The following is an 18,005-nucleotide window of genomic DNA, read 5'->3' on the forward strand; positions in this document are numbered from 1 at the left end:
ATAAATAAGGGAAGAAATTACCCTTAAACTGCAAAAATGACTGAGTTAGCGATGAATAAGGGAAGAATTTCCCCTTATCCCTGGCTCAGCACCCCATTTTTCATGATTTTTAAAGGAATAGCGGTAAATAGTTCCCTTATTTCACCTATTTTTACTGTCATTAGAAAAATAAGGGAAGTTTCTCCCCTTATTTTTCATGTTGCTAGTTTCCTTGATTTAATGACCGTGCTTACCGTTAGAAAGAAATTCCTCCGTAGAAAATATTGTGGCAAATTCCTTATGAAGTGTCCCGATGGAAACATCATAAACGGTTTGAGCGTCTATATAGTTTCCCGTGTGATCATATAACCCAAAGGCAGCTGTTGCATCAGAAATAAGAATGGTTTCAAAACCTAGGTTGGCACTCATCCGAACGCTGGTGGAAACGCAGTGAGGGGTTGTGAGTCCCGTGATAATGACTTTTCCCACACCACGATCATGTAAATGCTTTTCTAAGTCAGTCCCGATAAATGCGCTATTTACTTGTTTCTGAATGATTTTCTCGTTTTTCAGTGGTTTTACGATGTCTTTAATCGTGCTGCCAGCTTCAGCATGGTAAAAAAGGGATTGGGGTTTTTGAGAAACATGCTGAATGAAAATCACCTCATCACCTTGATTTCGCCACTGATCTAGTAATTTCTTAATATTCTCTTCAGCATGAGGATTGTTTCTATGTCCCCAACTTGGATCGTTAAAAGCATTCTGCACGTCGATGATTAACAATGCCTTATTCATAGAGCACCTCTTTCTTCATATAATCAGCTGACAGGACAATATCCGGCTCCTTTAGGCCTCCTAACAAGTTCTCCTGAACAGTTCGGACATACTCCCGACATTTCGGTCGTACAGTCTTCACAAAACGTACATTCATGGACACATATATAAGCATTTCCCTTCAATTCACTTTCGCATCTCTCACAGCGGGTCTTCATTTCCAATCCCATTTACAAAACCTCCTACATTAGATATACATATAATTCTAGGTAAAAAATAAAACTCACAACATACTTTTCTTAAGGTATTTAGCTTGGTAAACTTAATAAAAAAATGTATTTTTTAAAAATTCTTTAAAAAAGAAGGTAGCATTATGGACCCCATTAATCGGCAAATACTAAATGTTTTACAAGTAGAAGGCAGGATTTCAATGACAGAGTTAGGCAAGAAAATTTCTTTATCTGTTCCTGCGGTCACAGAACGGGTGAGAAAGCTTGAGGAACAAGGAGTCATTACAGGATACAGGGCAGTGATTGACAATTCGAAGATTGAAAAGCCGGTTCAAGCATTCATATTTATTAAAACGCATCGATGCCAAGCATTCAGAGAGTTTTGCAAGGAAAATCCTATGGTTATCGAATGTCATAGGTTGACTGGCGAATACAGTTACCTCGTTAAGATCGTTACCGAAACGTATAAGTTGCTGGAAGAGTTTATCGACTTATCGATGGAATACGGTGAACCATATACAATGATGAATCTTTCTTCACCTGTTACTAATAAAACCATGTGATGGTCCTGGTTTTTTAGAAAAGATCCTGCTGATACAGCTTTTTTTTAGTTTTCATCCACCCTTATCTATAAAGGAAATCAGGCAGTATGGGGAGAATTATTTAGTTAGTCAGTGGTCAACATGACGATTATCTGATTCAAATTGGAGGTTGGGAAATGAAAAATGGCAGAATCGAAGAGTACGCCAGATTGCTGGTCAAAACTGGGGTAAACCTGCAAGAAGGGCAGTTGTTGGTGATTTCTTCACCCATTGAAACAGCAGAATTCGCCAGGATGGTGGCAAAGGCAGGGTATGATGCAGGGGCAAGGGATGTAATTGTCAAATGGAATGACGACTTGATGGAAAAGCTTCGTCTTCAGTCTGCACCGGAAGAGGCTCTGGAGTATTATCCCGACTGGGAGAAGGACTTCTACAATCACTCTGCAAGGCAAGGGGCGGCATACATAAGCATTTATGCGGAAGATCCCGGCGTTTTCAAGGATGTGGATGCAGACAGGATTGCCAAGGTCCAGAAAGTGAGGGGGCCTGCGGTCAAGGAATATAGAGAGCGTCGTATGAGCAATCAAAACCGCTGGACGGTCGCATCGGCAGCCACCGCCGCTTGGGCAAGGCAAGTCTTTCCGGGGATTGGTGAAGAAGAAGCAGTAGAGAAGCTTTGGGACGTGATATTAGCATCTGTCAGGGCTGATGTTGAAGATCCTGAGAATGCCTGGACAAATCATAAGGAATCCTTTAGGGAAAAAAAGAAGTTCATGAATGAGAACCAATTTATCAAGCTTCACTTCAAAAATTCTATCGGGACTGATTTAGTGGTCGAGCTGCCTGAAAACCATCTGTGGATTGGAGGGTCTGAAACCGCAGCAGACGCAGTCGAGTTTGTCGCCAACATGCCGACGGAAGAGATTTTTACAGTTCCAATGAAGACCAACGTCAACGGTAAGGTAGTAGCATCAAAACCACTTATTTTCAATGGGAATTTAATTGATGATTTTTATATTGTATTCAAAGACGGAAAGGCTGTGGAGTTTGAAGCCCGGGAAGGACATGAAACTCTAAAAAATCTGATCGAAATGGACGAGGGTTCATGTTATCTCGGTGAAGTTGCCCTTGTCCCGTTCGACTCGCCGATTTCGAGGCAGGATATCCTTTTTCTAAACACCCTTTTTGACGAAAATGCTTCCTGCCATCTCGCCCTTGGGAAAGCGTATCCTATCTGTGTGAAGAACAGCCAGCATTTAAGCGAGGCTGACCTTGAAAAAATCGGGGTCAACGATTCAATCGTCCATGCTGACTTCATGTTTGGGACAGAGGACCTCGAAATTATCGGAACAACCGCAAAAGGATCGCAAGTCCCTGTATTTGTGAAAGGAAATTTCGCTTTTTAAAAAGAAACGGCAATCCCTCTAAATCGGGGCTGACCCTACTGTACCGGGTCAGGCCCCGCCTTTCTTAAGCTCATCAATCTCTCTTTTAATCAGTGCTAATGAAATTTCGAATGCGGTTATCCGCCTTTTTGCTAAGGTGATTTGAGATTTATATCTGCCAGGGTTATCTTTACCTTCAAACGTTTTGACTGTTTCCCTTAACTTGTGCAAAGTTGAATCAATTTGACGTTTGGCTTCTGTTAATTCCAGTTCAGTAAATTCCATATTAAAACCTCCTATTCTTCTATAATAACGTGCCGGCAATGGGACAAGGAACCTGTCCCTCCGTCCCATTTTAGTTCAGCCGTCCTTTAATTAAGAATGAGTATGATTTATCGCGTGAATTATCTGATTTTGAAACTAATCATCTTTCTTTTCGTATTTATTTAGAGAAGGAAATCTTAAAATGGAGATCGGCCACTTCGTTATGTTGAATTATATAAAAATTCAAGGAGGCGAATTTTATGGCTGAAGGTATGTTTTTACTAATGATTGTGTTAATAACTGTAGTAATCATCGGAAAGAGAAAAAAGAAAAAGTAAAGAGGATATTGACTAATCAATGCTTAATCCAAGGGCGTTGCTGAACAAGCAGCCGCCCTTTGTTCAAGTAAAGGTGGAGTAATGCTTAATAGAGAATTGTCAGGTCGCTACTCACCCTTGCTCTTTTGTAAAACCCTTTCAAGGATAAATTTAATTAAAACTGCCTTTCCGATATAAAGCGGAACTGAATAAATATATTTCCAATTAGTTAATTCATAAATATTTATTTTAACAAAGAGCGGTTCAGCTAAATATGCATATAAAAAGGCAGTTACAATATTAGCAATGATAAAGGATTTCCACTTTGTAAAGTATTGATAAACAAGCATATGGAACACAGGTAATACTGAAATATCTATTGGATTTAACCTTGGTATAATATTTATGAGTTGATATGGATAGTCCCATAAATTAAGTTCAATCCCCAAATCGTCTAATATGATGATGAGGATTGACAACATGGTTCCAAATAGCCACACTTCTTTTATTCTATTCTTATCCACTAAGAACCACCAGATGATCCAAGGTAAGAATAGAACGCTTAGTAAAAACCACCATTGAGGACTAAATAGATCTTGATGTATAAAGTTTTCATATCTCATCTCTAAAAGTTGCTTATGTACATTGTCTATTTCTTCTTGAGTTGGATATCTCATATTATCTATTCCTTACTGATTTAATAAGCATAGTATGACCAATAAATTTCAATTTACTTATCCAACAAACGCGGGATGAATGGAATGGCGTCTCAATTATATAGGATCAATCGTAAATGACAGCTTTTCCTTGTTCCCGCAGTGTTTTTAAAGAGGTAAGCATATGATTGATTTGTTCATCGGAATGTCTTTCCCATGAGCCTAGTTCGGCGACTATTTTAAGAGGCGATTTGGACCTATAAGAACGCGTTGGGTTTCCGGGAAACTTTTTGTCGGTTACATTCGGGTCATTTTCGAAAGCACCTGTAGGTTCTACAATGTAGATTCTTTCTTTGGATGAAGACCTTGCCAATTCAGCACCCCATTTGGCAGCTTCCAGTGTGGCCGTGAAATAGATATAGTTCGACTTCTTATCCTGGTAATTTGAAAGGTGCTGCGGTTCTAACATGTCGCCGATATTCAGTTCTGCTTTTGTTCCATGAAAGAAAGGCCCTTTATCCAAAACATTGTCATTCATATTGACACACCCCGAATTCTTTAGATTTGTTTCTACAGTATAGGCCAGGAACGCCGGAAAGAGTAGTCTATAAATTATTCGTTTTTCGTTGTATAATATATATGTAGAGAGAAGTATACTGAACGTCACATACATACATTAAAATGCAGCCTGATTTCTTAGTTTATACTTAAGAAATTGGGCTTTTTTTATCTTATACAATCGGCGGGAGTGATCAAAATTGAAGACAGGGTGGGAAAGAAACAAGCCGTTTATCAGTCCGGATCATCAAACGGTAACTCATATGCTGCAAAACTTTTTAAATGGAAGAAAGATTGTCCAAATAGAGCCTCTGGGCGGCGGACTTAGCAATTCGAATTTGAAGATCATCGTCGATAATAAAGACACGTTTGTTTTGCGTATATACAATGAGTCTGGAGTAAAAGCGAAAGTTGAAATGAAGGTTCTGGAACTTGTTGAAAACACCCTTCCAGTACCTCGAGTCCTTTATTATGACTTTTCGTTGTCTCAATTTAATTACCCATTTTTACTATTAAGCTGGGTGGAAGGTGTTCAGCTGTCAGAATTATTTTTAACCGGGGATGAAGCATCACTATCGAATGCAGGGTATGAAGTAGGCAGATATTTAGCAAAGATGCATTCTATCCAGTTTGCCTCACCAGGTTTCTTTGATGAACACCTCAACATACAACCATTCGAACTATCAGGTTCAGAATCCTTCAAGAGTCTCATAGATGAAATGATCAGTGGAGGGCCAGTGACGGAAAGTCTAGGGTCGGAATTGATTCGCAGCATCATGGAGTTTACAAATGAACAAGCGCATCTAATAGATGATATAGGCAATAAATCTTCTTTAGTACATAGCGATTTTAACCCTTTGAATATCCTGATTCAAAAAGAAGGGAACAGTGTCAACGTAACGGGCATTTTGGACTGGGAGTTTTCTTTCAGCAATTCGCCATTGATTGATGTGGGGAATATGCTCCGGTATGAGAATATACAGGAGTCTTCATTTATCAAACCCTTTATATCAAGCTATCTAAAAAATGGAGGAGTCTTACCGCAGAAATGGCTGCAACAAGCAAAACTATTGGATATCATCGCTTTATTAGATCTTGCCAATAAAAAGGATTGTGGAGATACTCGTCTTCGTGATATCAAAGAACTTCTTGGCAAGACGATGATGGAGTGGGAACTATATTCTACTTTTCAAGAAACCATTAAATAAATCTGTCGAGTGGAGTATCTTATGAAGTGGAGGATGAATTTTTGCATGAGTAGTATCGGACGGGAATACTTAGATGTTGTGATAAACCAGCTAGAAGCACTAAAAAAGAGAGCAGAGGAGGCATTTATCCAGCTATCCGACGAAGAATTGCATTGGAAGCCAAGCAGTGAATCGAATAACATAGCTATTCTAATTCAACACCTTAGCGGGAATATGAATTCAAGGTGGTTGAGTTTTTTAACTACCGACGGTGAAAAAACCACTCGTGACAGAGATAAAGAGTTCATTGACCACAGTTCAACTAGAGAATCCCTCATGGAGCAGTGGAATGCTGGATGGAAGTTACTCTTGGAGACAATGAAAATATTGAAAGAGGATGACCTGCAGCGAATTGTAACTTTGAGAAATAACCCCAAAAGTGTACTTGCTGCTATTCAGATAGAAATTGCTCATATAAGCAATCATATCGGTCAAATCCTTTATATTGGAAAACAGATAAAAGATTCGGAATGGATTATCCTCAGTATCCCTAAAAATGGCTCTAAGGAGTATAATCTTAAAGTCTCAGCTAAAGAAAGATAAAACAAAGGTCTGATATTAATTTGCTTTTACACAAATAAGAAAGGGTGTTAGAAATGGAGATACGCAATGTGGAAAGCTCTGATTATTACGTCATCTCACCTTTGATTAATGAATGGTGGGGAGGCAGGCAAATGTCCGATATGCTGCCGAAGTTGTTTTTTGACCATTTTAATAATACTAGTTTCATTGCCGAAAAAGACGGTCAGATTATTGGCTTTTTAATTGGTTTCCTATCTCAATCTCATACAGATGCTGCCTACATACATTTTGTTGGCGTTAATCCTGATTACCGTAAAAATCATGTTGGAAAGCAGCTTTATAATGAATTTTTCAATGTGGTAAAAGAGAGTGACCGAAAAGTTGTCCGTGCCGTAACTTCACCAGTAAACAAGGTTTCTATTGCCTATCACACGAACATGGGATTTGAAATTCTGAATGGTGACAAAGAAGTGGATGGAGTACCGGTTTATTCTGATTATGATGGACCAAACCAAGATAGGGTGTTGTTTGTGAAGAGGATTGATTAACCAAAGGACATCCAGAGTTCAGAATCCAGGAAATTATCAGGGTAACAGATGAAGAATTAGGACCCTAATAAAATGGGATTTTCACTGAATATTGAAACTTTTCCTGCTCCCATCCGTAAAAGTAATTAATTGGAGGGGTTTTATGAAAAAATTATTTATTCTTGTCACTATATTGTTTCTGGCAGCGTGTGGGAACAGCGGGGCTTCGAGTAATCTCGAGGATTTTGATAACTCAAACTTGAAAGACGACCTGCAGGAGGAAGCCTTTCAATCAGAACTGCCTACGAAAATGCCTTTTGAAGTGAAAGGAGCCACTTTTACTCCGACTCCAGGAGATCAACGAGAGGTCATGCAGACTTTCCAATTCGAAGGCGTGGATGGTCAGTTTATGGATTTGAAAACCAATAGTGGCGAAGTTCACTTTTCAGGAACTGATAATGATGAGCAAGTAGAGATCGGTGATCACGAAGGTACTTTTGGAAAAACTGAAAATGGTTCATTGAGTCTTCATTGGGAAGACGGTGATCTGACCTATCATTTAATGGCAAATGGTGATGAAGTTACGAAAGAAGAGTTGATCGAAACCGCAGGATCATTTGAATAATTTTTTAAAGTATACCATAAAAAAGGGGGCTTCCAGGTTATTGGGTAGCTCCCCTTATTCCGTTATAGGAGGGGGATTATGAAGTTAAATATAAGAATCGTTACTCTTATGGCTTTGTTACTTTTGTCAGGATGCACAAACAGCGAACCCGTTTCTATTGAAAGTGAGATATACAGTGTAGACCCAGAGAATAAAACAATCATTGTGTATGTTGATGATGAATTGACAAAGTCCCAAAGAGAAACCCAGAACTTTGATGAAGAAGAAAAAAATATTGAAGCCTTCTTGGTTCGAGCTGAGGACGCAGAGGTAACAGGGGACGTGAAGTCTTTTGAGGACTTGAAAATGGAACAAAAGGTGACGGTCGAGATTAAAGGGAAGTATGAAAAAGAATTGGTAACGGCAAATGCCCTTTTTGATGAGAGAGAAGAACTCCCTGATTATGTTGCTGAAAAAGTGACAGTCACTCCTTATTCGAAAGAAGATCTTGTAGAGGAAATGACAGCGGAAAAAGGAGAATACGCTCTATATATTTACAATCCAAAGCCCAATGAGGAGGGGGGATACAGCCCGCCTGAGACAATGGAACTTTTTCATTCGATGTCGATGAACATGTCTGCCAATGAAGTCAAAAACACAAAGCAATTGTTAGAGCTATATGATGACGCCCCGACTTATATTGTCACAGATCACGAAGGCATCATCTTTAAAACCGATGATGAAACGGAACTCAATGAGTTTGCCAAGACACTGGCAAAAACCGAAAATAATTGAACCAACGTTATTTTGCCGAAGTATTTAAGGTTTTCTGCTAACGGAAGTTTAGGGAGGTTTTCAAGTTGATAAGAGAATTAAGGAAAGATGAAGAGCTGCCGTTAGAGTTGTTATTGCTGGCAGATCCATCAGAAAAGCTTGTCAGAGAATACGTTTCAAGAGGTAAGTGCTTTATTATGAAACAAGATGAAATAATAGTAGGTACATATGTCCTTATTCCAACCCGGCCAGAAACCGTTGAAATTGTAAATGTAGCTGTGGATGAAAATTATCATGGTCAGGGCTACGGAAAACAGCTTGTCCTCCATGCCATTGAAACGGCAAGACGTGAAGGCTATAAAACCATTGAAATAGGAACGGGAAATTCAGGAGTTGTTCAATTGGCGCTTTATCAAAAATGCGGTTTCAGAATGACTTCCATTGATCGTGATTTTTTTGTCAGGCATTATGATGAGCCCATATTTGAAAATGGTATTCAAGTCATTGATATGGTTCGACTTTCACAAGATTTATAGAACAAAACTTTAATAGGTAAGGGGGATAAGCGATTGATCGGAATAAGTATAGCGACAAAGTGGGAATTTGAAGCGACATTGGAGTACTTCAGCATAAAAGATAACGAACGTTTCGGTTATCCTTATGGCGAGTATTTCATGAGAACGATTAATGAAACGGAGCTTGTTTTTTACAGTACCGGTGTACGGAAAGTAAATGGTGTTGGCGGCAATCAGTATATGATTTCCAAATTTAATTTAACGAAAGTCATCGTTGCTGGAACATGTGCAGGAATCGATGATCAGTTCAGTAATTTGGATGTTTTTGTCCCCGATAAAGCCGTTCAATATGATTGCACTGTAAAAGAAATCGAGCCTTTTATTAAAGAATCCTTCATAGTCGATATTGACCTATCCCAATATGGGAATGATTTTCATACCGGAACCATTGGCACGGCTGATAAAGCAGTGGTGATGTGGAAGGACTATTTAGAACTGAAAGAGAACAACATAATCATAGCCGATACAGAAGCAAGTGCAATCGCTTATATCTGTAAGAAGAATGAGGTCGAGTGCATTATCATCAAAGGAATATCTGACTTCCCAACAGAAGAAAGTAACTCCGATCAATTCGAATCGAACACGGAACAAATGAATGTTTATTTAGAAAACACCCCTAAAGTCATGAACAAGATATATGGTGAATATTTAGAGAGGTTTATTTAAATAAGAAGGGCTCAATCAAACCATAGAGGAGAGAGTGAAACATGATTTTTCGAAGAAAGATGTACAAAGTCGCTCCAAGTATTTTAAATGATTTTAACGAGCATTTTAATCAGACGCTTCTGCCGACTCAGCTTAAATACGGTGCTAGGTTAGTTGGCAGATGGATGACTAAAGATACTGAAGGTGTTATAGAAATCTTTGCGATATGGGAATATGATAGCCATGAAGAATATGAAATCATTGAAAATAAAGTCAAAAGTGATGAAGAACACGTTAAGCGTGTCCAGAAATGGTTTCAACAAATGGGCGGCCGAGAAAAATTGAAAGAAGTGTTTTTTAGTATTGACCAGGATTTTATAGAAACAACCGTTCCTTTAGATAAAACGATCATGTCTCATAAGTAAATCTGCTCGCGTTGCTGACCAGGCAGCATCAAAAGGAGAAGGTGAATTGACACATTTAGAAGAAAGATTGGCTGAAAGAGGTTTAAAGTTACTAAAAAAAGAGGCGATCAATGGGTCTCACGCAGGAAGAATTTATAGAATTGAAGCTGTCGATGAAGAGAATCAAAAGGCGAACCTGGTCTATAAAGAGTATGAAACCGACCGGAACAATGAACTCCACCTCTACTTAAAGTATTCAGACCTTATTAAACAATTCAATAAAGTGGTAACAGTGTGGGATTCCCGGCCAAAGGCTATTCTTATGCATGACTTAAATTCCCCGCTTAAAAAGGACTTTGAGTTACGATCAGGTTCTGATAAGCGAAACTTGATAGAAAGAATTTTAGATAGACTAGCTGTACTACACAGTTTGAGTGTCGGCAAGAATGCTAACGGATTACCCACTCACGAAACTACATCCGATTGGCACGAATGGTGCGTTGACCAAATGAATCGCTTATGTGAACAGAACCACTGGACTAAGACAGAATGGATTAAAACCATCAACAATGCTTATGAGCAATTAGATTTGAAAAACTTTCAGCAGCAGTGTCCACGAGTAATAACTCACGGAGACCCCCACCTGGAGAACATCTTCCTGAAAGATGGACAGATATGGTTGATTGACTGGGAATGGGCAGCGTTGAGTTCCCCCTTAAGGGATATAACAATATTGTGCCAAGATTTATATGACACGCGGTTGATTCAATTTGTAAAAGAGTCCTATCAAAAGGTATTACACAACAATGACTTCCATATCCCCTCAGAAGAATATCAACGAGATTTTAATTACTTTTATATTGACCATACCACTATGATGCTGGCGTGGGAGATTGAAAAGTATCTTCAAGAATATACATCCGAAGAAAAAATCAAAGAAATTATAGAATTCAAGATCCGGGAGATTAACAGGGTGACTAATGAATTAGGAGTCTCTTAAAGTGGGCAATAACAGGAGATAAGTTAAGCGATCCTCCGGATATAGCCTATCTTCAATAATGGGGAATGGTTAATTGAAGAAGGACGTTCTTTTGCAAATTTTTTAAGGGGGGAGTTAACTTGAAGAGAGTACTTCCGACATTTAGTGGTGTTCTGATTGTTGTATTAGGAATAATATTAATGTTCTATCAAACTCAAAGAATGGAACAATCAAGGATTTTAGAAGAAAAAAGACAAGAGTTAATGGATAAATTAGCAAATAATTTAAGCCATTTTAATCCTGTTCTTGATGATTATGTTGATCCTGATTACAAAACGACGAGTGCCTCCAAAGTTAGTTCCAAAGGGCTAGTTGAATTAGATAGAGGGTTGGCAAAAAATGAATCTCCTTTCGGGAATTATATTGTTATATATGATTTAAATAATATGGAAATTGTTTCTGAAGAAATTAAAGTGACTAACCCTGATTATTCTGAAGAGTGGCGGGACTTTCAAGAGGAAAACAAAAATTGATTTTCATTAAGCAATTAGGATATATAAAGAGCAGCCAATAGCCCTCTGGCTTTGTCCTTCTTCTTCAATAAAAGGGGGGACGAAATACGTCCGAAACTAAATACTATTGGATAGCGTCTAACTTTTAGAAAATTAAATATAGGGAGGAGTATCAAGATTGGTTGAAAAGAAAAATGAGGTATTAGAATGGGTAAAAGCATTGGGGTTCGCATTACTAATTTTATTCATAGTTCGTACCTTCTTAATTACACCTATTGTAGTTGAAGGGGCTTCAATGAACACTACATTACATGACCAGGATCGAATGGTTGTCACTAAGTTTGGAGAACCAGAAAGATTTGATATTGTTGTCTTTCACGCCAATGCTGAACAAGATTATATTAAGCGTGTTATCGGATTGCCTGGCGATAGAATTGAGTATAAAGACGATACACTATTTATTAACGGAAAAGCATATAATGAACCATTTTTAGATAAGCAAAAAGAAAACATTAAAGGTGACCTGACAAAGTCATTTAAATTGGAAAATACAGCTGTTGGGCAGTCGACTGTACCTGAAGGTCACTTATTCCTTATGGGGGATAACAGAAGAAATAGTACTGATAGCAGGGAAATAGGAGCAATCCCCATAGATGAGGTAGTAGGAACCACAAAAGTTGTATACTTTCCCTTTAAAGATATCAGGATAATTGAAGATTAGGAAGTATTCATTTTTGGGACGCTAATGTAGAAAAACATTAAATAGAGGTGCTGCTATATAGCGTCAGCGCCTCTTATTTTTTCACTCATTTCGAACTCCTAAATCACCAGCAAAAGGCATTGTGGAGGGTGGGTACTTTTTTTTATTTACAGAAGCATCAGGGTACCGGAGATCAGGCCCCGTTTATAGAGGAAACAATAGTTGAAGGTCTGGGAACGATTTAAGATAGGGGTGAAAAGTTGTGAAAGAAATGGTAAAAGGAACGTTCAATCAACTTGCAAAGGTTTATGAAAATAGTGTGGACACAACCAGTTTGTTTAATAGCGAATATGAAAGGCCATCAATGATAGAGCAGCTGCCAGAAAACTTAAAGGGTAAAACTGTATTGGATGCTGGCTGTGCTGCCGGCTGGTATACTTTCCAACTAATCAATAGAGGTGCTAATGTTACGGCAACTGATATTAGTCCTGAGATGGTTAATTCTACAAAAAGGCGTGTTGGGGAAAAGGCAAAGGTTATTTGTATAGATTTAGAGGATGAACTACCTTTTGAAAATGATTCTTTTGATTTTATTATAAGCTCACTTACTCTGCATTATTTAAAGGATTGGGATTATACCTTTCGTGAATTTCAAAGGATTTTGAAGCCAAAAGGTACCCTTTTGTTTTCGGTGCATCACCCAATTACAGACATAAAGTTACTCCAAGACCCTCAATATTTCTCAACTGAATTAATAATAGATAAATGGAATAAAGAAGGTAAATTATATGAGGTGCCTTATTATCGAAGACCTCTAAGTTATATTTTGAACACAACCCTTAAATATTTTTCCATTGAAGAAGTAGTTGAGCCCCAGCCTACAAGTGCTTTTAAAGAAAAGGCACCTAAAAGTTATGACCGGCTTATGAAAAGTCCACAATTTCTAATTATCAATGCGATCTCAAGTTAATAAATTTATTGAAGTAAGGGGGCATTAGCTGAAGATCGATTATCCGATCTCCGGCTTTTTCTTTCAAAATGACCGCGAAGTGTATGGAAATATTATAAATACAACTATTGAATGTGTATGACTACATAGAGTCTGAAAAACGCAGGATCGATTCAGAATTCGAGGGGTAATTTAGTTATTTTCAAATACAAGGAACATAACTAAATGAAATAGCAGTGGTTTTGAACTTAACTTTTTACAAAAGGGATAGATGAAGAGAACCACACAACTAGCGATGACGCTTGCTCAATAGCAGCGTCTTTAAATCTATATAAGAAAAGTGAAAGTTTAGTTTAATAAGGAAGCCCGTTTTGGAGAGGATAACGCTAAAAGTCAAAACGAGGTGAATTAATATGATTAAACAATGCTTGATTCTATTTGGACTAACATTTGTTTTAATCCCGCAGCAATTTGTTCGGGCGGAGTCAGCTCCAAAGGCAGAAGCTATTTATGTCACAACAGAAGATATTGTTTTAGACCTTATTATACCGATTATTGATAAGAGAGTAATAAAAGAGTATGGAGGTAGTCCTCACATTTACTGGAAAACACAAAGAATCGTCGGAGTAACCTACAATGACAATCATTCGTATGATGTTGCTGTAAGGATTAATATTCCTTCCGATAACGATAATGCAAAAGAAGATTTAGTCACAGTAAGAGTATCCCCTTCCTGTGACAGTGGCAAAATTAATAAACAGGTCTGTGATCACGATTTCAGAATAGAAATAGTTGAATACAAACACATTTCTAAATAAGATATAACCCTCTGTGTTCAAGTAAAGGGTGCGTTAATATAAGAACAAAGTAGTTCAGTTTTGGAGTGCATAAACAAGCTTTGTACCCTTAATTGAACTGCTTTTTTTATATGAAACTGCATACTAATCGGCACCCTGATTCCTAAGGTAAAGTGCAACCCCTTCACTTTAGGGTATGATAAAAATCACCTTCGACTATTCCGCTCCTTTAATGGGGTGCAGATCCATAAAATAAGGGAAGAATTTTCCCTTATACTGCTAAAATAGCTGATTGAGCGATAAATAAGGGAAGATATTTCCCTTATTCCTGGAACATCCCTCGTTTTTCATGATTTTCATATGAATAGCGGAAAATGTTTCCTTTATTTCAATTATTTTTAGTGACTTTTCCTATATAAGAGAAGTTTCTTCCCTTATTTTCAAAAGCTCATGCTGCTGATTTTCATTGCGCTCTTTGAAGGCTGGGTGGGACCAGCTATTGAACAAACCCGGATGTTACTTGATGACAAGCCATTTTTCAATCAGATTTGAACCCCATATGAAGGAGCAGGTTATAACCATATGTCCCCCTAGCACACCCCAGCACCTCCATTATTATCTTCACCCACCTGTAAACGATATAATGGTTGAAAATACATCGTTCATTGCTTAACAAAAGCAAGGTGTGGAGGTGATTCCTTGTCCAAGTCTGTATGTGTCATTGGTGCCGGTGTTGGCGGGCTCACGGCAGCTGCCTATTTAGCCAAAGCGGGCTATAAGGTGACGGTCCTTGAGAAAGCCACGACTGTTGGCGGTTCTGCGGGCTGGTATTTTCGCAATGGCCGGAAGTTTCCTACCGGCGCAACGATTGCGTTTGGGTTAGAGGAAAGCGGATTGTTAAGCACGGTGTTGAAGGAATTGGATATCGACCTGCCGGCAGAAGAGCTGCTTCACCCGATGGAGGTCGTTTTGCCGGAAGGGAAGGTTTCGATATTCAAGACCTCAACGATGTGGGAGCAGGAACTGAAAGAAGTTTTTCATCCAAGGAGCGGTGATGTATTAAAGTTCTGGGAGGCTCTTCAACAGATAGCGGATGATGTCCTCGCTGTGACGGAGAGCCGGGTTTCGTTGCCCATTCAAAAATTTTATGACCTAGGAAGCTTACCTCGTCATGCCTTAAAGCACCCAAAATCAATGGCTCGGCTGGCTCGTTATGCGCTTTATACGGTCGAAGATCTCATAAAGAAGTATCGGCTCGAATCGTACGAACCCTTGCGTCAATTGCTGAATGCCCAGCTTCTTGATGCGGTGCAGACGGATGTCTCGAAGGCGGCTTTGCTTCCATCAAGTTTGGCTTTGACGATCTACCGGCGAGGCAGTTTTTTTATAGAAAACGGTATGGGCCAGCTGGGAAAAGCACTAGCGAATCGCATTAAAGAACTTGGCGGCGAGGTTGTGAAAGTGTCCCCAGTTGAGAGACTCGTTTATGACGCAAGCAGGAAACAATGGGATGTAACCAGCAGGAAGCGCACCTCTTCTTTCGATTTTGTGATCAACAATTCGGGTATCTCCTTCGGGGAGGGGACGAGTTATGATAGTGAGGATGAGTTCTCCTGGGGAGCCTTTAGAATAGATGCCATTCTGTCTGATGAGGTGAGGAATGGGCTTTTAAAGGAAAAGAAATTACCGTTTGCTTATCAGATCGTGCCGAGTTTGGATCCCCCTGCCCTTAGAGAAAACACACATGGACCTGTTTATGTCACCTTCAATAACGCACAGGATCGGAAGGGAGAACATGTTGAAGGAGAAGTTATGATGACGGTCTCATTGCATACTGAATTAGACAGCTGGTCCCACTATACGGAGGATGAGTACAAGCGGATTAAGGAGCAGGTGACGAAAGAAATTTTAGCTGAAATCGAGAACGTCCTCCCTGTAAAAGAGAACCTGGTATTCGCCGAAGCCGGCACACCTTTAACTTATAAGCGGTATATTGGAAAAATGTCAGTTGGCGGTTTTCCATTGACTGTAAGGAATGCCATCACCAAGCCGAAAAGCGTGCGGTCTGCACTGCCGAAGCTGTACATTGTTGGTGAGCAGGTGTTTCCCGGGCCTGGTACATTATCTTCGACGCTGAGCGGGTATTATGCAGCGAGGAGCATTATGAAAGAGGGCTGAGGTGATTCTCAGCCCTCTTTCATTTTGGGTGCAGCATTTATAAAAGTTCTTTAATTGTTGCGGGTTTTTACAAAGGATTGTACTAATTGAGGGTAGAGAAGCAGTCTGTCTCATGCTAATATAGAGTAGGAAATTTAATAGAAAAAAGATTCATCCAATAGAGAAAAACAAAGGGGATACAACCAAATGTCAGTCATACTGAACAACGCTAGAATTGAAAAAGACTTCCTGGGAGAAAAAGAAGTACCTGAGCATGCTTATTATGGGATTCAGACGCTTCGTGCAGTGGAGAATTTCCCGATAACAGGCTACCGGATTCACCCGGAATTGATCAAGGCGATGGCCATGGTGAAAAAGGCTGCTGCCAAGGCGAACATGGATGTCGGCCGTCTTTATGAGGGCATTGCCGAACCGATCATGAAAGCGGCAGATGAAATGATTGATGGGAAATTGCATGATCAGGTCCTTGTCGATCCGATCCAGGGCGGCGCTGGGACTTCGTTTAACATGAACATCAATGAAATCCTGGCGAACCGTGCTCTTGAATTGATGGGTAAAGAGAAGGGCTCTTACGGTCATTGCAGCCCGAACAGCCATGTCAATATGTCCCAATCAACGAACGATGCGTTCCCGACGAGTATGCATATTGCGATTCTGAACCTGCTCGAACAGTTGATTTCGACAATGGAGCGTATGCATGAGGCGTTCAGCGCTAAAGCTCAGGAATTCAGTCATGTCATCAAGATGGGACGAACTCATCTTCAGGATGCTGTTCCGATCAGGCTTGGCCAGGAGTTTGAAGCATACAGCCGAGTGATTGCGAGAGACATCAAGCGCATCAAGCAGACAAGGGAGCACCTCTATGAATTGAACATGGGGGCTACGGCGGTAGGGACAGGCCTTAACGCATTTCCGAAGTATATCGAGCTTGTCGTCCCTTACCTTGCAGAGATCAGCGGACTGCCGTTCAAAGGCGCAGAACATCTTGTCGATGCTACGCAAAATACGGATTCTTACACGGAAGTATCCAGCAGCCTGAAAATCTGTATGATCAACATGTCCAAGGTTGCCAATGACCTTCGTCTGATGGCTTCAGGTCCGAGAGCTGGTCTGGGAGAGATTTCACTACCGGCAAGACAGCCTGGTTCTTCCATCATGCCTGGTAAGGTGAACCCTGTTATGCCGGAACTGATCAACCAGGTGTCTTTCCAGGTAATCGGGAACGACCAGACGATCTCTCTTGCGTCTGAAGCTGGCCAGTTTGATTTGAACGTCATGGAGCCGGTTCTTATTTTTAACCTGCTTCAATCCATCTCTATCATGAACAATGCGTTTGATTCTTTCACAGAGTACTGTGTAAAAGGCATCGAAGCAAATGAAGAGAGAATGAAGAACTATGTGGAGAAGAGTGTCGGCATCATCACGGCCGTCAATCCGCATATCGGCTATGAAGTCGCTTCAAGGATCGCTAGGGAAGCGATTCTGAACGGCGAGCCGATCAGGGAGCTCTGCCTGAAGTATGATGTACTGACGGAAGAAGAGCTTGATTTGATATTGAATCCTTATGAGATGACGGAACCTGGGATTGCGGGCGCGTCATTGTTTGATAGAGAGTAATCGTAAAGAAAGAATGCTTGGAGACATATGCTCCAAGCATTTTTTTCTGAAATAAGGGAAGAAATTTCTCTTATTGAGGAATTAGTGCAAAAAATAGAGCAAATAGAGGAAGAAGTTTCCGCTATTTACTCCAAAAGTGTGAAAAAAAGCATTTGACGTTGCTTTAACGGAAAAAATTTCCTTTATTTACCCCGAACCTAGTCCAATTCCACTAAATAACGGAAAAAACTTCCCTTATTTAATCAATGGAGATTCAAACGAATTACAGTG

22 protein-coding genes are annotated in these 18,005 nt (G+C 39.7%); 17 read left to right on the top strand and 5 right to left on the bottom strand.

Translation table 11 applies throughout. The features are described 5' to 3' along the window. Positions 1 to 216: 216 nt before the first annotated feature. The gene (locus ACOJQI_RS02930) at positions 217 to 774 is read right to left on the bottom strand and encodes a cysteine hydrolase family protein (protein ID WP_421383386.1); all 558 of its coding nucleotides are present in this window, start codon (positions 772 to 774) and stop codon (positions 217 to 219) included. Positions 775 to 797: 23 nt separating this feature from the next. Further along, entirely contained in the window at positions 798 to 983 is a 186-nt protein-coding gene (locus ACOJQI_RS02935) for a DUF1272 domain-containing protein (RefSeq protein ID WP_421383388.1), read from the bottom strand. Between the two features lie 143 nt (positions 984 to 1,126). Here ACOJQI_RS02935 and ACOJQI_RS02940 point away from each other — a divergent pair, with 143 nt between their 5' ends. Both ACOJQI_RS02940 and ACOJQI_RS02945 read left to right on the top strand, forming a co-directional pair. Beyond that, positions 1,127 to 1,546, top strand: coding sequence for an Lrp/AsnC family transcriptional regulator (locus ACOJQI_RS02940; protein WP_421383390.1), 420 nt, complete (start codon positions 1,127 to 1,129; stop codon positions 1,544 to 1,546). Positions 1,547 to 1,701: 155 nt separating this feature from the next. Then, positions 1,702 to 2,931 (top strand): aminopeptidase, encoded by a 1,230-nt coding sequence (locus tag ACOJQI_RS02945; RefSeq protein ID WP_421383392.1) that lies wholly within the window; start codon positions 1,702 to 1,704, stop codon positions 2,929 to 2,931. A gap of 48 nt (positions 2,932 to 2,979) precedes the next feature. Here the strand turns inward: ACOJQI_RS02945 and ACOJQI_RS02950 are convergent, their stop codons facing one another. The 3 genes from ACOJQI_RS02950 to arr form a co-directional block, all read right to left on the bottom strand. Further along, entirely contained in the window at positions 2,980 to 3,195 is a 216-nt protein-coding gene (locus ACOJQI_RS02950; RefSeq protein WP_421383394.1) for a hypothetical protein, read from the bottom strand. 424 nt (positions 3,196 to 3,619) lie between these two features. Then, positions 3,620 to 4,168 carry a CBO0543 family protein gene (locus ACOJQI_RS02955; RefSeq protein ID WP_421383396.1) on the bottom strand — a complete coding sequence of 183 codons (549 nt, stop codon included), beginning with the start codon at positions 4,166 to 4,168 and terminating at the stop codon, positions 3,620 to 3,622. A 106-nt stretch (positions 4,169 to 4,274) separates the two neighbouring features. Continuing rightward, a complete protein-coding gene (gene arr, locus ACOJQI_RS02960; RefSeq protein WP_421383398.1) occupies positions 4,275 to 4,685 on the bottom strand; it encodes an NAD(+)--rifampin ADP-ribosyltransferase in 411 nt (136 codons plus the stop codon). 220 nt (positions 4,686 to 4,905) lie between these two features. On the opposite strand from arr, the gene ACOJQI_RS02965 reads away from it, so the two are divergent. The 15 genes from ACOJQI_RS02965 to aspA all read left to right on the top strand — a co-directional run bounded on the left by ACOJQI_RS02965 (position 4,906) and on the right by aspA (position 17,735). After that, positions 4,906 to 5,913: a phosphotransferase family protein gene (locus ACOJQI_RS02965; protein WP_421383400.1), complete on the top strand. Its 1,008-nt coding sequence runs from the start codon at positions 4,906 to 4,908 to the stop codon at positions 5,911 to 5,913. Positions 5,914 to 5,958: 45 nt separating this feature from the next. Beyond that, positions 5,959 to 6,495 carry a DUF1572 family protein gene (locus ACOJQI_RS02970; RefSeq protein ID WP_421383402.1) on the top strand — a complete coding sequence of 179 codons (537 nt, stop codon included), beginning with the start codon at positions 5,959 to 5,961 and terminating at the stop codon, positions 6,493 to 6,495. Positions 6,496 to 6,548: 53 nt separating this feature from the next. Next, entirely contained in the window at positions 6,549 to 7,022 is a 474-nt protein-coding gene (locus ACOJQI_RS02975) for a GNAT family N-acetyltransferase (protein WP_421383404.1), read from the top strand. 142 nt (positions 7,023 to 7,164) lie between these two features. Continuing rightward, entirely contained in the window at positions 7,165 to 7,626 is a 462-nt protein-coding gene (locus ACOJQI_RS02980; RefSeq protein WP_421383406.1) for a DUF4367 domain-containing protein, read from the top strand. A 78-nt stretch (positions 7,627 to 7,704) separates the two neighbouring features. After that, entirely contained in the window at positions 7,705 to 8,400 is a 696-nt protein-coding gene (locus tag ACOJQI_RS02985) for a hypothetical protein (RefSeq protein ID WP_421383408.1), read from the top strand. A 65-nt stretch (positions 8,401 to 8,465) separates the two neighbouring features. Continuing rightward, positions 8,466 to 8,915, top strand: a complete 450-nt coding sequence (locus tag ACOJQI_RS02990) for a GNAT family N-acetyltransferase (RefSeq protein ID WP_421383410.1) — start codon at positions 8,466 to 8,468, stop codon at positions 8,913 to 8,915. A gap of 33 nt (positions 8,916 to 8,948) precedes the next feature. Beyond that, complete coding sequence (locus ACOJQI_RS02995; protein WP_421383412.1) at positions 8,949 to 9,620, top strand: permease; 672 nt, start codon at positions 8,949 to 8,951, stop codon at positions 9,618 to 9,620. Between the two features lie 41 nt (positions 9,621 to 9,661). Next, complete coding sequence (locus ACOJQI_RS03000) at positions 9,662 to 10,024, top strand: NIPSNAP family protein (RefSeq protein ID WP_421383414.1); 363 nt, start codon at positions 9,662 to 9,664, stop codon at positions 10,022 to 10,024. Positions 10,025 to 10,070: 46 nt separating this feature from the next. Then, positions 10,071 to 11,003, top strand: coding sequence for a phosphotransferase family protein (locus tag ACOJQI_RS03005; protein WP_421383416.1), 933 nt, complete (start codon positions 10,071 to 10,073; stop codon positions 11,001 to 11,003). A 119-nt stretch (positions 11,004 to 11,122) separates the two neighbouring features. Beyond that, entirely contained in the window at positions 11,123 to 11,515 is a 393-nt protein-coding gene (locus tag ACOJQI_RS03010) for a hypothetical protein (RefSeq protein ID WP_421383418.1), read from the top strand. A gap of 157 nt (positions 11,516 to 11,672) precedes the next feature. Next, positions 11,673 to 12,215 carry a signal peptidase I gene (lepB, locus tag ACOJQI_RS03015; protein WP_421383420.1) on the top strand — a complete coding sequence of 181 codons (543 nt, stop codon included), beginning with the start codon at positions 11,673 to 11,675 and terminating at the stop codon, positions 12,213 to 12,215. A gap of 241 nt (positions 12,216 to 12,456) precedes the next feature. After that, a complete protein-coding gene (locus tag ACOJQI_RS03020; protein WP_421383422.1) occupies positions 12,457 to 13,164 on the top strand; it encodes a class I SAM-dependent methyltransferase in 708 nt (235 codons plus the stop codon). 392 nt (positions 13,165 to 13,556) lie between these two features. Beyond that, complete coding sequence (locus tag ACOJQI_RS03025; protein WP_421383424.1) at positions 13,557 to 13,961, top strand: hypothetical protein; 405 nt, start codon at positions 13,557 to 13,559, stop codon at positions 13,959 to 13,961. Positions 13,962 to 14,639: 678 nt separating this feature from the next. Continuing rightward, positions 14,640 to 16,118, top strand: coding sequence for a phytoene desaturase family protein (locus ACOJQI_RS03030; RefSeq protein ID WP_421383426.1), 1,479 nt, complete (start codon positions 14,640 to 14,642; stop codon positions 16,116 to 16,118). A gap of 186 nt (positions 16,119 to 16,304) precedes the next feature. Next, a complete protein-coding gene (gene aspA / locus ACOJQI_RS03035; protein ID WP_421383428.1) occupies positions 16,305 to 17,735 on the top strand; it encodes an aspartate ammonia-lyase in 1,431 nt (476 codons plus the stop codon). The last annotated feature ends 270 nt before the right edge of the window (positions 17,736 to 18,005 follow it).

Origin of the sequence: Bacillus salacetis (genome assembly GCF_049177075.1) — a bacterium.
In the GTDB taxonomy this organism is placed as follows: Bacteria; Bacillota; Bacilli; order Bacillales; family Bacillaceae_B; genus Rossellomorea; species Rossellomorea salacetis_A.